This is a genomic window from Maridesulfovibrio zosterae DSM 11974, assembly GCF_000425265.1.
Classification (GTDB): domain Bacteria; phylum Desulfobacterota; class Desulfovibrionia; order Desulfovibrionales; family Desulfovibrionaceae; genus Maridesulfovibrio; species Maridesulfovibrio zosterae.
In genome coordinates, this window is sequence record NZ_AUDC01000015.1 from 164228 (window position 1) to 178948 (window position 14721).

Genomic DNA, 14721 nt, shown 5'->3' on the forward strand with positions numbered 1-14721 from the left:
TCATGCTCGTGACTGTGGTCATGCTCGTGACTGTGGTCATGCTCGTGACTGTGGTCATGCTCGTGACTGTGGTCATGCTCGTGACTGTGGTCATGGTTATGATCATGGTCGTGATTATGCAAAAGCTCAGGCTTAACAATCAGAATTCCACCTAAAACTACAAGTATACCGATAGTTATAATATCTACGACATACCCCAGAGATTGCGGGATACTTAAAGAAATGGATCCAAGAGTAAATCCTATAATGAGGCAGGCTGATGATGTCCCTAGAATAAAAGCCGAAGTGAGATTGAAAACCCGCTTTCCACTCTTTTCACCATAAACAAAAGGGGCCAGAATAAGCCATGAATGTCCACAGGGATTAACCCCGTGTATCAAGCCCAGAAAAAAACTGGACTGCATAGCTACTAAAAATATTGTTTCGAATTCCATACTGTCTCCGTTTAGTTTGAATATCAAATTAAATGATGTCCAAACTTCTTGCCAAACTTTAGTTTGAACGTCAAACTATTTTAAAAAAATAAAGCCGGAAAAAATATTCCGGCTTTATATAAATAATTTATACTTAAAAATTTATAATATTTTAATCTGTAATACGAAGTAGATGTCATCAATTAACACCCATAAAACAAGTTTAAAACTGACCGACATAATGCAGTTGAATACGTCTACAGCGTATTAAAGATCCTATACAATCCTGACAGGTAACTTAAAATCATGACTTATCTTTAACCTACTATCTTTTTTACAAATACCCTTCTTCATACTGCTGTAACTTTGATTCAATCTCAAATTCACGTTGAAATGAATCAAGAGCATTTTCTGCAATATCCATATCACTGATACTGGCAACATGACTGACTGCATCTCCTTTATGAACAAGTGGACTTTGCAATTGCCCGATAACTATACCGCTGGCAGGAGATAGGATTTGATGTTCATGCTCTCCCAGAGGATCAGTAACTATTCCAATCACCTGTTTTTTATTTATAATATCACCTAGATTTACACGTGGTAAAAAAACTCCGCTAGATGATGCTCTTGCCCATGTTGAACTTTTAGCTAGAACTGAAGGAATACGTTTTGAATGAGTCTTTGCTTTCGGAAGCATCCCCAAGTAGCGCATTACCGAAATAACACCCTGTACTCCAACACGAATAGGAATCTGGTCAAAACGCATAGATTGACCACCTTCAAACAAAAGCATGGGAATATTTTTGTCATATGCAGCACTACGCAATGATCCATCACGAAGTTCTGCATCAAGCACGACCGGAGCACCGAAAGCCATTGCCATTTCTTTAACCTTCGGATCGCTTACGACAGCCCTGATTTGCGGCAGATTACTGCGCATATTGGCACCTGTATGAAAATCAATGCCATGCGTTGATCGCAAAACAACTTCTTCCATAAAAATAGAAGCAAGCTGTCCGGTCAAAGACCCAGTTGGAGATCCTGGGAAAAACCGATTAAGATCACGACGATCAGGTAAATAACGAGATCTATTAACAAAACCGAAAGAGTTAACTACCGGAACGGCAATAAGTGTCCCCCGTAAGGAGTTCAATAGTTTAAGCTTAAGCAGGCGGCGGATTATTTCAACACCATTTATCTCATCACCATGCACTGCGCCGGAAACAAACAATACCGGACCGTCAGATTTTCCATGCACGACATGAATGTTCATGAATAATTCATTGCGGTTATAAAGTTTAGCCGCAGCTATATCAATAGTCCCACGTGTCCCCGGATCAATAGATTCTCCGGCAATACTGAATGCTTTACGTCCTCTTCTCACTTTATCACGCGCCTCAAATTTAGTTGTCAAAATGTCTTTTTCATTTCTATTTGCTGCAATGAAGTTATCTACGACCTTCTTCAAAATTTAATTGTCTGGTTTTTCTAATAAATCTGTTTATAGATCTTTGCTTAAAAATCTTCCACACAAATAAATGCAATTGAGATGTTAACTCCAGTCGGCACACTAACTATTGGGCACAGATAATACTTTCTGAAAAATTACTTTAATGAGTGCATGTACAATATAGCAGAGTAAGAATCCGCCCCCTCTTCAAGAACCAGCTTCCAGCCTATACTTTCAATCAACTCCTGAATAAGCATCAGCCCTAGCCCGAAACTGTCACTAGAATCTTCACCGGCATTAGAAGCAATAGCATTTTTAACAATCAGCACTCCATCTAAAAGACTGATTTCAACGTCCCCCTCATAAGAGTGCTGGAAGGCATTACGGATAATGTTACTCCAGATTATCCTTCCCAGTATTTCTGGAACAAGCATGCTTTGGGCATGTATATCTTTCCTGACATGAACATCTTTATCAGCTAATAGATATGAATTTTCTTCAATAATACCAAGTAAATCTTTATCTACACATACTTCATGTCTGGGAACTGAACTCACATCCTTTTTCTCCACCCACAGCAGAGTAGCTATAAGTTCCTTCATATTCTTTACAGCTTTCCGCATGCTGCGGAAGGGTCTCTCAAACTTCTCGTCGCTTCCTACCCCCAGACGATTCAACCAGTCCAAATTGGTTTGCAGCACGGCAACAGGAGTGCGCAATTCATGACTGGCATTACGCAGAAACCGTTTCTCCCTTTGAATACTAGCCATTTGACGGCGCATATTATCCTGATACAGAGCGGCAAGTTGATTAAGCTCTTTATACTCAAAGTTTTGTGCAGAATCCTCCACATTGTCTTTATTGAGTTTAAAAGCCCAATCCACCAGATGGGAGACAAGTCTTGCAATACGGCGCATCATCAGCATGGCAACGAGGATTATTACCAAAAGTGATATCAGGCCTGTAGCTATGGAGTAATATAAAATCCCGTGAGCAGTTGAATGTATAATTTCAGACCTATCCGCATCACCCAGACTATATACAAAGTACAGGACCACATCATCCTGACGTTTCCATGAATAAACAAAATGAAATGTATCCTCATCATCTATATTAGGTTTAACTACGATAAATTTTCCTATTGGAAAATCAGAAGGGCTAAAAACGTCCTTAATGTCGGGAGATAAGTCATTATACTTTTCAAAAGTTCTAAAATTAGCTGCTTCGGGAAGTCTTGCCGCATGGTCTTTATCGTACGCTGCAGAATAAGAACTTGCCTCCAATTCCAGGCGATGCTGTACAGCAAGCCCCAAACCTTTTTCAAAAAAGATATTCACTAGTACAGAGTAAGAAACCACCATTACCGAACATGCAATAAGAACAAAAACAACAACAAGTTTTTTTATGCTCTGACTATTCTGCACATTCGTCCTCCTGTCTTAGAACAACCCCTACTCCGGGAACAGTGTGGATGATTGGACAGAAATCAGGACCGTCAACTTTCTTGCGGAGTTTATTTAGATAAACCTTCAAAAGACTCTGAGACGGAATTGAATCACCCCAGACAGCCTGTTCCAGTTTGGCACGTGAGACAACTTTGGGACTGTTCATCACAAGTTCCTGAAGCAATTTCCACTCAGTAGGAGTCAAATTGAGAGACTGCCCATTACGCCATACTTCATGAGTATCAAGATTCATTTCCAGACCGGCAGCAATAAATTTGCGTGACTGACGACTATAGCGCCTGGATAAAGCTCTAATACGAAGCAGCAATTCTTCCATATCAAAAGGTTTCGTCAGATAGTCGTCCGTACCCGCATTAAACCCGGCAGTTTTATCATCAAGTGTATCCAATGCAGTAAGCATCAGAACAGGGGTATCCAAGCCCTCCTTCCTCAATTTATCGCACAAACCAATTCCGCTCAATCGAGGAAGCATTACATCAAACATCAGGACATCATAATCATTCTGGGTAGCTAATTCATACCCATGCATCCCATTGGAGGCGTGGTCACAACTAATACCTTCAAGCTCAAGAGAGCCTACAACAGCTGCGGCTAAATCATAATCGTCCTCTACAAGCAATACGGATATTCCCACCGAATTCTCCTTTACAACTTTTCATCCTGCAATCAGGGAGACACATGAGTCGCGACTTAATCAACAACTCTATAAAATCAGCATTTACTTAAAAAATCGATAGCAAAAACCTATTTATGCAATCCCTCACTATAAATGACTCCACCCTTATGAAACTGATGACTGCCATTCCTATTTTTACCCCCCAACACAGCACAGGTAAGAGTCAAAACAATTGTCAGGATCAAGGCAACGTGAGCTTCCCTTTTGCTGAAATATTTAAGCAGGCATCTCCAGTTAACCATAATATGGAATGAGCAAAAGATAATAAATGCAAGACCAAGCCACTGATGAATACCTTTAATACCATCAAAGCGAACATGGAACAGCAAAAATAACCCAGACAAAGCAACCGGGATAAAAGTAAAAGCCACTGCCGGAGAAAGAAACGAACGGTCTGCAATTTTTTCAAACATATTATATCCTGCCAAACTTAACTTTAAACATACACTTATAAGTTTATATTAACTTTTCCCACCATTTAAATATCAATAATTAACAATAGCTGATGATGGGTTAATGCAAAGTCAACAAAAAGACATTTACCCTTCATCACGAAAAAAGCCGGAGAAAAACACTTTGTTTTCCTCCGGCAATACCTATTTATTATTTTATAACTAATTATTTTTCTGAAATGCAGTATTATGCATTTTTTCTTTTAAAAAACTCAACGACTGAAAGTACCCCGACAAAGAAAACAGGAGCGAAAATAACACCGAGTCCTGTTGCGCTGATCATACCCCCGATAACACCTACACCAAGAGCCTTCTGACTTGCTGCTCCTGCTCCTGTTGCAAGAGCAAGAGGAAGAACACCTAGAATAAAAGCCATAGAAGTCATAATGATCGGCCGGAAACGCAAACCGGCACTTTTAACGGCTGACTCCTTCAAACTGTAACCATCAGCATAATACTGTTTGGCCACTTCAACAATAAGAATAGCGTTTTTTGCAGCAAGGCCGATAATAGTGATCAGTCCAACTTTGAAGTAAACATCATTGGACATATGTAAAATGGTTACAGCAGCAACCGCTCCTAAAGCTCCAATTGGGACAATGAGCATAACGGAAAACGGAATAGCCCAGTTTTCATACAGAGCAACCAGTAAAAGAAAAACGACAAGCAGCGCGAGAGCGAACAAGATAGGAGCCTGCCCTCCTGCATATTTTTCCTGATATGAAAGCTCTGTCCATTCATATCCTATTCCGGGAGGAAGATCTTTCATAATCTTTTCAAGTTCGGCCATAACTTCTCCGGAACTATGTCCCGGAGCAGCATCCCCCATTATTTTGAAAGCATTGTAACCGTTATAGCGGACAATCTGTACAGGTCCGGTCTCCCACTTAGTGTGGATCAAAGACCTCATAGGAACCTGCCCTCCTCTTGAGTTAGGCACATACAGATTGTCCAGACTCTTAGGATTCTTACGACTTTGAGCATCAGCCTGAATAACGACTCTTTGCACCCTTCCGGCGTTAACAAAGTCTGCGACCATATTTGAACCGTAAGCACTGGAGAGCACTGTCTTGATATCAGCAAAACTTACTCCAAGAGTTTCCGCTTTCTCACGATCTATAACCAGTCGAAACTGCGGAGCATCAGGCAGCCACTGAGGCATGGCGTAGGCAATGATAGGGGAAGCATTAGCTTTGCCCAAAACCATTCCCAAAGCTTGTGTGAGCACAGCTCGACCAACGTTGGCTCGATCCTGAAGACGTAAGGCAAACCCGCCGGTATTACCCATCCCGTCAACAGGAGGGGGGTTAACAGTAAAAATAGAACCGTCAGTATTCTGGGAAAGGACTCTGTTGGCCATACCTACTTCATCTTGTGCGGACTGTCCCTTTCCACGTTTTGACCAGTCCTTTAAAACAGGAACTCCAAGAGCGGCATTTTCACCCAGACCGGAGAAACTGAATCCGATAACAGTAAAAGTCGATTCAACGGCAGGGCGTGATTTAAAATAACCTTCAACATCTTTTATAACATCAAGTGTTCTTGAATATGTTGCCCCAGGAGGAAGCTGAACACTGACAAAAAGGTTCCCCTGATCCTCTGTCGGAACAAATGACTCAGGGAGCTGCATATAAAAATAACCAAGAACAACAAGCATAATACCATATACAAGCATACATCTTACTGTCCGTGTAACAAGTGCTCCAGTCAACTTTTGATAACGACTTCCAAGATTAGCAAAAAGCCTGTTAAACCATCCAAAAAAGCCACCTTTCTCTTCATGATGTCCTTTTGGAATAGGCTTAAGTATTGTCGTACAAAGAGCTGGAGTCAGTGTCAGAGCCAAAAATCCGGAAATCAAAATTGAAACAGCAACTGAAATTGCGAACTGGCGATAAATAACACCGACAGAACCGCTCATAAAACCAAGCGGAAGGAATACAGCAGAAAGAACCAGAGTAATACCGACGATTGCGCCTGAGATCTGCCCCATAGCTTTGATTGTTGCTTCACGTGGCGGCAACCCTTCAGTAGACATTATGCGCTCTACGTTCTCAACAACAACAATCGCATCATCAACAAGAATACCGATGGCTAGAACCATTCCGAACATAGTCATCATGTTGATGGAGAAACCAACTAAATTCATAACTGCAAATGAGCCAAGCACGCACACGGGGACAACAATGGTAGGAATAATTGTATAGCGAAAATTCTGCAAAAACAGAAACATTACCAGAAAAACAAGTGCGATAGCTTCCAGCAGGGTATGAAGAACTTTCTCAATAGCAACATCGACGAAAGTGGAAGTATCCAGTGGAATGGCTATTTCCATATCCGACGGTAAAGTTTTGGCCAGCTCATCAAGACGAGCCCTAACGCGCTGGACTGTTCCAAGAGCATTTGCCCCGGGAGCGAGCTGAACTGCGGCAGCAGCAGCAGGAGTACCATTCAGACGGGAAACAACATTATAGGACTCAGGGCCTATTTCAATCTTAGCAACATCGGAAAGATGAACAGTTGAGCCGTCAAGTCCGGCATGAAGCAAAATTTTTCCAAATTCTTCAGGAGTTTCAAGAAGACCCTGAACCATGAATGTCGCTTGAATCTCCTGATCTGAAGCCACAGGACGCGAACCGAAACTACCTGCTGGGACCTGAACATTCTGAGCCTTAATAGCCGAGGCTACATCAGAAAGATCAAGTCCGAAACTGAGAAGCTTCTGAGGGTCGACCCATACACGCATTGCACTTTCTGAAGCAAAGAACTGCAATGTACCCACGCCGTCAACACGGCGAATTTCATTATTCATATTACGGGCCATAATATCTGCCAGAAGCTGACGATCTTTACCTTCGTTATCTTTTTTATAACGCAAAGCATAAATCATCAGAAAGCCGGAGTTGGCCTGTTCAATTGTAACACCCTGATCTCTTACAGACTGAGGTAGACGAGATTCAGCCTTTTGAACACGGTTCTGCACATCAACTTGAGCCATATCCGGGTCTGTTCCGGGCTTGAAGGTAACTGTGATCTTCGCAGAACCGGTAGAGCTACTGGTAGATTCATAATACAATAACCCTTTTGCTCCGTTAAGTTCCTCTTCAATGAGACTTACTACGGATTCGTTGATAGTCGTTGCTGAAGCTCCGGGGTATTGTGCGTCAATAGTAATCTGCGGAGGTGCAACCTGTGGTAACTTTTCCACGGCCATACCGGGAATAGACAAAACCCCGGCCAATAAAATAAATATAGCGACAACCCAGGCAAAGTTGGGCCTATCAATAAAAAATCGTGACATATATTTTTATCTCTAATCTGATTTATTGCTGTTTACTGTCAGTTTCTTTTAATGCGACGGTAGAATTTTCCACTTTCTTTATAGAGACGGTCATTCCCGGCTTAAGCTTACCGGTTCCGTTAATGACTACGCGCTCTCCAGCTTTAAGACCTTCAGTAATCTGCCAGAGACCACCCTCTTCCATAGATCCGGTTTTAATTGCGCGAGGCTGAACTTTATTTTGACTGTCGACAACGTAAACCTGTGCTGTTCCGCCATGACCGACCATTACGGCTCTCTGTGGGACCAAAATAGCATCACGGCTGTTGCCTAGCTTGATCTTTATGCGCACGAACATACCCGGAAGCAGCATCCCATCATCGTTAGGAAATTCACTTCTAAGAGAAACCTGTCCACTACTTTGATCGACTGTAACGTCAGAAAACAAAAGCTTTCCTTTTGCAACATAATCAACATTATCAACAGAAACAGTCACATCGGCAGCACTATCTTCGTGCACTGCCTTGTTCATTGCAGCCTTGAGTTTAAGGTATTCCGAAACAGGTTCATTAATATCTGCATAGATTGGGTTAAGCTGCTGGATAGTTGCCAGATGAGTAGCCTCGCCCTCACCTACGAGCGCACCTTCTGTTATAAAAGCACGCCCGATCCTACCAGAAATAGGCGCTACAACGGTTGCGTAACTGAGATTTAAAGAAGATGAACGTACTGCCGCCTCTGCTGCATCCTTACTCGCCTTCGCAGCTCTGTATGTGTTTACAGCAGTGTCATACTCTGACTGACTGATCGATTTAGTCTTGATAAGTTTACTGTAACGTTTGGCAGTTGCTTCCAAGTCAACCATGTTAGCTTCAGCTTTTGCAAGATCTGCTTTCGCCAAGGACAATGCTGCGTTAAACTGGGCAGGGTCTATGTGAAATAAAGGCTGTCCTTTTTTCACGTGACTGCCTTCTTTGAAATCTCTGCTAAGAACAATTCCTGCGACTCTTGCACGAACTTGTGCAATTCTGCGAGCTGAAATACGTCCAGGGAGTTCGATTTCTTTACGTAAAGAGGTTGTCTTAACCTCAGCAACATCAACTTGAACAGCTCTTTGCTGAGGTTTTTCCTTAGCCTGCGCCGTCTCGGCACTCTTACAACCGGAACTAAAAAACACCATCACCATCATGCTCGCAGCGACTACAGTCGTAATATTTTTCAACTCTTTTATATAACTATTCATATATACTCCTGAGATATTTAATGCCCTCAAATAAGGTACGTAATTACTATTAAAAATTTAACGATTATAAAATTAAGATCGTGTAAAGATACCATTTGACAGGTTAACTAATGGTTAATCATTGTAAGAATCAGAGATATAATCTCTAAAATTCATGAACTAAGTATGATAACACGCAACCGATAAAAGAAACTAATCCCCATGGTTTTAATCTATAACGCATAAAAAACCGTATTAACTGACTACGATAAAGTCAGCTAATACGGTTCACACATGTACTATGCTTTCAATTCACTCAAAAACAGACCACCTGCCAGCCATAAAAAACAAGAACAAAAATTGATTGAAAAAGTTATTTAGCGAACGCTTTGTAGGATGCCTTCAGAAGTTTAACAAGATCATCTGGAGAAAGTTCTATATCCACTCCCCTGCGTCCGGCACTGACAAAAATGGTTTCACACCCTTCTGCTGAACTATCAATATAAGTCGGGAGCAATTTTTTTTGGCCGAGAGGACTGACGCCACCGACAACATACCCTGTTGTCCGTTCCACAATCTTTACGTCCGCCATGCCTACCTTTTTTACACCAACAGCTTTCGCCAGCAATTTAAGGTCTAACCGCTTCATAACCGGAACAACTGCTACTATCAGATTCTTGTCATTTGCCACTACAAGAGTCTTAAATACTCTGTCGGGGTCAACCCCCAGCTTTTCAGCTGCTTCGACGCCGTATGATTCAGCTGCCGGATCGTGTTCATATTCATGGACAGTAAATAGAATCTTTTTCTTTTTGGCTATATTAATTGCAGGAGTCATATACCAATTCTACAAAATGAAACTTTGTTTTGCAATATACTATTTTTCGCCTTCATCTATCCCCGCCAGAGAAAACAGTCTGTTCAATGCTAATGCACGACAAAAATCACTCTTTATCAAGGCCATCAACAACAATCGCGCCCATAGAAGCCGGCATTGCAACTACTATCAATCTTCGAACGGCAATCAGAGGCTCTGTAGCCATTGGAAATTTATCAATAGACGTAAGGACTAAGGCAACGACGACTCCGGTGATTATATAAGCCAAAAAGACTCTCAAGATAAAACCCAAGCGTCTTTTCTTGATTTCTCCTTGAAAAACGACTTGATATGTAAACAAAGCTAAGCTTAAAATCGATAAACCGGTAATATAGACCAAATTCAATACCGGCAAAGTCTCACCCAGACGCCAGGCTTCTTCGGAGAATGATATGGGGACAGCCAAGGCAAAAGCCCCTATGGACAATTGACTCAGGTCTTCAAAATTGAAACTCCATTCTTTCATAAAGCCTCCTTAGGATATTGCGGAAAACTGTACTCCTAATAAACTTTACGCCTTGAAAAACTTGATCCCATCACAGAGAAAGTGTTTTCAACAATCAGTAGTACCTTTTCATCGTGCCTGAATGCGATTTCTTCCAACTTTTTGAGCTGAATATTATTGACTACTGTCATCAAAATATTTGTATCCTCACGTAAATACGCCCCCTGCCCTTTGATAAAAGTGGCACTCTGCTTCATCTCATGAAGAATATCGTGGCAAATCATTTCAATACTTTTAGAAATAATAAAAACAACTTTTCTCTGGCTAAACATTGAAAGAGTTTGATCAACAACAACAGAAGAAATAAAAACAAGAATAAATGATGCAATAATCACATCAAGAGAGAGCTCAGTTAAACTCAGGCTGAAAATAACTGCATTAAAAATAATGTAAACCTTACCAATTCCAATATTAAATCTTTGAAAAAGGTATACGGCAAGTACATCAAGTCCACCGTTTGAACCTAAAGAACGTAAAACTATACCGGAACCTAGTCCGACCAAAGCCCCACATGCAACAGCTGCGTACAGCTCATTATGCACAGGCATAGGAATTGTGAGTAACTCATAAGCTGCTGTAGTAGTAAAAGTCGCGTAAAGGCTATACCAGAAAAAGCGTCTACTGACCTTCACCCAGGCAAAGATAAAGAGCGGAATACTAAGTAAAAAATAAATCCAGCCGGGAGAAAGCAGTTCGGTTATATAATAAATAAGTGAAGCTAATCCAAAAACACCTCCAGCCATAAACTCATAGGGTACAGCAAGGCTTTTAACAGCTACGGCAGTGATTACTGTTCCGCATGTAATCAAAAAAAGATTCCACCAGACGGAATAAGCAAACTCTATATGAAATGAAGACCCTTTGCCTAAAACAGATTTAATTGGTTCTAACATATTCTCTTTTAATTTTTATTTAATATTTTCCATCGCCGACTAAAACCATATACTTAAAGTTAAATGGAAACCCAAAAACACAATATGATTTGGACCTACATTACATTTGTGAATATAATTTTAAACATCAAGAAAAAAATTATATGTTTATAAATTATTCTTAGCTGAAATTATGAATAAGTACTTAAATTATATAATCTTATCATTAGCTTAAAAAATATTTAATAATTAAGACGAAGCTCCCACATAAGAAAAAAGCCGTCCCTTACATATCTAACTACGATAGCAAGAAACGGCTTATTTAAGGTCAAGATAACTTTAGTGTCAGTGATAACATCAGGACTTTCTGCTTTATAAAAGATATCGCAGATTAATACTGAATATAAGCTACATGAGTCTGAAGATACTCATACAAACCGTGCTTACCATCAGCACCACCGATACCGGATTTACGCCATCCAGCATGAAATCCCTGAATAGCTTCAAAGTGCTCTCGGTTTACGTAAGTTTCACCGAACTTAAGTTCATTGATAGCACGCATCATTTTACTAATATTATTGGTAAATATAGATGAGGTCAAGCCGAACTCACAATCATTAGCCATATTAAGCGCCTCATCGAAATCAGTAACTTTTACCACAGGCAGGACAGGACCAAAGATTTCTTTGCGTATAATCTCCATATCCTGTGTACAACTGGCCAGCAATGTCGGCTTGTAGAAAAATCCTGTAGGCTGATCTTCACAACGTGATCCTCCGACAAGGACTTCAGCCCCTTCTTCCAGGGCCTTAGCCACCATTCCCTCAATTTTGGTGAGCTGAGCCGAATTAATCTGACAAGACATATTCGGAGCTGGATCAGCAAACGGATCACCGTAAGCAACCGCAGCCATAGCTCTGGTAACTTTATCCATAAATTCATCGTAAACAGGAGCCTCGACGTAGACACGCTCTGCGCAGTTGCAGACCTGTCCTGAAAAAATAATTCTTGAATCAACTACAGCTTTGACCGCCATATCCATATCGCAATCTGCACAAATAATAACAGGGGCCTTACCACCCAACTCAAGTGATGTCTTGGTGATGTTCTCAGCAGTGGATGCAATGATTCGCTGACCGGTTTCAACACTACCGGTAAGAGTAACCAATCCAACCTGTGAACTGCGAACCAAAGCATCACCCAAAGTGCTGCCACCACCGGAAACAAAATTAAGTACTCCGTTTGGCAGACCTATACTGGAAACCAATTTAGCAAACTCAAAAGTCGTATTAGGCGTCTCACTACTTGGCTTAAGGACAATAGTGCAACCGGTAAGAATGGATGGAGCTACCTTGCGGGCCATTACGAAAAATGGAAAGTTCCATGGGCAAATCCCCACAACCACACCAATAGGCTGGCGATAAAGGAGTATATTTTCATTGGTCCTGTCACTCTCAATGACCTCGCCCTCGTATTTACGTGCCCACCCTGCATAATAATCAAAGTATTCAGCTGTTGCATCAATTTCAACTTGAGCTAAAGGAAAAATTTTAGCCTGTTCTTCAGCTAAAGTCCGAGCCAACATTTCTCGATTTTCCCGGATAACCTCTGCCATTTTCTTCAAGAAACCAGCACGCTCTATGCAAGATTTAGCTGCCCACTCCTTCTGGGCCACGCTAGCAGCTTCCAGAGCAAGTTCAGCATCATGCTTGCCTCCTTTCGGAGCCATGGCTATTATCTTCTCGGTAAAAGGATTGATAACCGCAAACTGCTCATTGGAATCCGCATTACGGAATTCACCATTAATGTATTGCTGATAAGTGTTCATACAAGGGCTCCTGAATTTAAAAGTTTTATGTAAAACACATATAATTTTTAAGCATCCAATCTAGTCACCGGGAGTTATACCTATATACAGCGTATAAATTCAATACTTTTTTATCAGGTTACGTAATTATTATTTATAAAAATATATTTTAATAGTCCTCACTTCTATATTACCAACAATACAATAGACATAAAATCCTAAAAACAGCTCTCTATCATACAAAGAGAACAGACTACTATTACTGCCATGATTAACTATCCTATCGCTATCAATTCCAAGCGCCATCCAAAACATAAAGAACCCCTTCCTGCGCCAGAGGAAACGGACTGTTCTCAAGAAACGGGGTGTGGTAGCCGAGAACTTTTCCGGAGATATTCTGCTGAAGAGATTCAACCTGTTTCCAGTGGGTATGAACACTTTTGGCATTATCAAATTCAATCTCATGAAAAACAAGATCACACGTAGCGAACCACTCTGCTGTCAATTCTTTACGCTTTAAGATACGGTTGATCGTTTCATCATATTTGGTATCACCTGAATAGCCGAAACTCCTTCCGCCAGCGGATATCCTGAGACCTAAAGTTCCATAAGGCAGAATGTGATGATTCCATCGACTGTCAATTTGCAGAGATCCCAGCTGCAAAGGATTCCCAGGCAGCAACGGAAGCATGTTGATATGGTCTTTCAGGTCAGGAAATAATGGAGTATAAAGATCAATTAAAACTTTGAATACGTTATCTGCAACCAACAGGTTCAGCTTGCGTCCAGTCATACGGGCGCGGTACATACAGGCAGTGAAACCCTGAACATGGTCTTCATGATTATGAGTAAACAAAAAGTGAGTAATATCATCCCAATGAATATTATGTCGCGCAAGAGTATGTGCTGGATAACCGCACGGATCTATCCAGATTACATATTCTCCAAACCTGACTATGGTATTGGCAACAGTCCCGGAAACACCGTTACCACAACCAATTGGAAGAACCTCCAGGCAGTCCCTGTGTACTCCGTCTCGGGGAATGCTTGTCAGCAGAGATTCAATTTTGTCATCGGGAGATTCATAAGAATCAAATTGTTTGCGGTCATAAACAGTGCTTCCACCTTCATAAATAGTAATATTTCCATTATCGCAACAAATCTGCACATCACCGTGACTATAACATGGGTCAGCTATATTCGGGCTAAACCAGTTCCGCAGCCATTTCTTGCGTACGATAGAAAGACACTTCTCATCAAAAAAATAAGGAAAAATGCGTTCAAGATGGCTATTGACCTGATTGATATTAAATTCTTGACCGACATATTCTTTTAAAACCCCACCCCTGATCTGGGCCTGCCAGAGAATAAACTCTTCACCGGTCCGGTTATCACCTGCCAAAGAGACCTCCCAGTCAGGAACCACCACTGTCTCCTCGCGAAAACCGTGTTCCGTCAAGAATTTCGCAATATCGGGCATACTGCCAATCCGCACTGTTCCGTTAGATGTCCGGACGAGATCTACATGCATACCGCAATATTCAATCCGATGTATCCGGTCTGTCAGCTCTATTAAACAACTTCTTGTCATTCACGCATCCTCTATGAATGTATATGTTTACATTTCAGTAATATTATCGAAAGAAAATTGTCACTACAAGTTATTTAAAATAAGTTAAACATGGCTGATATACCTTT

At 41.1% G+C, this 14721-nt stretch carries 11 protein-coding genes and 1 pseudogene; all 12 read right to left on the minus strand.

Annotation, left to right across the window (positions count from 1 at the left end):
- Positions 1-434 (minus strand): annotated as a pseudogene (locus H589_RS21260) (sulfite exporter TauE/SafE family protein); the annotation flags it as partial.
- A 313-nt stretch (positions 435-747) separates the two neighbouring features.
- Complete coding sequence (locus tag H589_RS0109945) at positions 748-1884, minus strand: succinylglutamate desuccinylase/aspartoacylase family protein (protein ID WP_245577098.1); 1137 nt, start codon at positions 1882-1884, stop codon at positions 748-750.
- 137 nt (positions 1885-2021) lie between these two features.
- A complete protein-coding gene (locus H589_RS0109950) occupies positions 2022-3290 on the minus strand; it encodes a sensor histidine kinase (RefSeq protein ID WP_027721873.1) in 1269 nt (422 codons plus the stop codon).
- Positions 3280-3966 carry a response regulator transcription factor gene (locus H589_RS0109955; RefSeq protein WP_027721874.1) on the minus strand — a complete coding sequence of 229 codons (687 nt, stop codon included), beginning with the start codon at positions 3964-3966 and terminating at the stop codon, positions 3280-3282. Before H589_RS0109955 ends, H589_RS0109950 begins: the two co-directional genes overlap by 11 nt.
- Positions 3967-4076: 110 nt before the next feature.
- Positions 4077-4421: a DUF4405 domain-containing protein gene (locus H589_RS20425; protein ID WP_051249706.1), complete on the minus strand. Its 345-nt coding sequence runs from the start codon at positions 4419-4421 to the stop codon at positions 4077-4079.
- Positions 4422-4647: 226 nt separating this feature from the next.
- Positions 4648-7761: a multidrug efflux RND transporter permease subunit gene (locus H589_RS0109965; protein ID WP_027721875.1), complete on the minus strand. Its 3114-nt coding sequence runs from the start codon at positions 7759-7761 to the stop codon at positions 4648-4650.
- A gap of 22 nt (positions 7762-7783) precedes the next feature.
- The gene (locus tag H589_RS19600; RefSeq protein ID WP_051249707.1) at positions 7784-8983 is read right to left on the minus strand and encodes an efflux RND transporter periplasmic adaptor subunit; all 1200 of its coding nucleotides are present in this window, start codon (positions 8981-8983) and stop codon (positions 7784-7786) included.
- Between the two features lie 352 nt (positions 8984-9335).
- Positions 9336-9800, minus strand: coding sequence for a Cys-tRNA(Pro) deacylase (gene ybaK, locus H589_RS0109975; RefSeq protein ID WP_027721876.1), 465 nt, complete (start codon positions 9798-9800; stop codon positions 9336-9338).
- A 106-nt stretch (positions 9801-9906) separates the two neighbouring features.
- Positions 9907-10305, minus strand: a complete 399-nt coding sequence (locus H589_RS0109980; protein ID WP_027721877.1) for a DUF2391 family protein — start codon at positions 10303-10305, stop codon at positions 9907-9909.
- A gap of 35 nt (positions 10306-10340) precedes the next feature.
- Positions 10341-11237 (minus strand): YitT family protein, encoded by an 897-nt coding sequence (locus H589_RS0109985; RefSeq protein WP_027721878.1) that lies wholly within the window; start codon positions 11235-11237, stop codon positions 10341-10343.
- 370 nt (positions 11238-11607) lie between these two features.
- Positions 11608-13044 (minus strand): aldehyde dehydrogenase, encoded by a 1437-nt coding sequence (aldA, locus tag H589_RS0109990; RefSeq protein WP_027721879.1) that lies wholly within the window; start codon positions 13042-13044, stop codon positions 11608-11610.
- Between the two features lie 268 nt (positions 13045-13312).
- The gene (locus H589_RS0109995; RefSeq protein WP_084146940.1) at positions 13313-14614 is read right to left on the minus strand and encodes an MBL fold metallo-hydrolase; all 1302 of its coding nucleotides are present in this window, start codon (positions 14612-14614) and stop codon (positions 13313-13315) included.
- Between the last annotated feature and the right edge of the window lie 107 nt (positions 14615-14721).

Coding starts and splice junctions, on each gene's coding strand:
- H589_RS0109980 (WP_027721877.1), bottom strand. CDS start 10,305: ATGAAAGAATGGAGTTTCAATTTTGAAGACCTGAGTCAATTGTCCATA.
- H589_RS0109995 (WP_084146940.1), bottom strand. CDS start 14,614: ATGACAAGAAGTTGTTTAATAGAGCTGACAGACCGGATACATCGGATT.
- aldA (WP_027721879.1), bottom strand. CDS start 13,044: ATGAACACTTATCAGCAATACATTAATGGTGAATTCCGTAATGCGGAT.
- ybaK (WP_027721876.1), bottom strand. CDS start 9,800: ATGACTCCTGCAATTAATATAGCCAAAAAGAAAAAGATTCTATTTACT.
- H589_RS20425 (WP_051249706.1), bottom strand. CDS start 4,421: ATGTTTGAAAAAATTGCAGACCGTTCGTTTCTTTCTCCGGCAGTGGCT.
- H589_RS0109985 (WP_027721878.1), bottom strand. CDS start 11,237: ATGTTAGAACCAATTAAATCTGTTTTAGGCAAAGGGTCTTCATTTCAT.
- H589_RS19600 (WP_051249707.1), bottom strand. CDS start 8,983: ATGAATAGTTATATAAAAGAGTTGAAAAATATTACGACTGTAGTCGCT.
- H589_RS0109965 (WP_027721875.1), bottom strand. CDS start 7,761: ATGTCACGATTTTTTATTGATAGGCCCAACTTTGCCTGGGTTGTCGCT.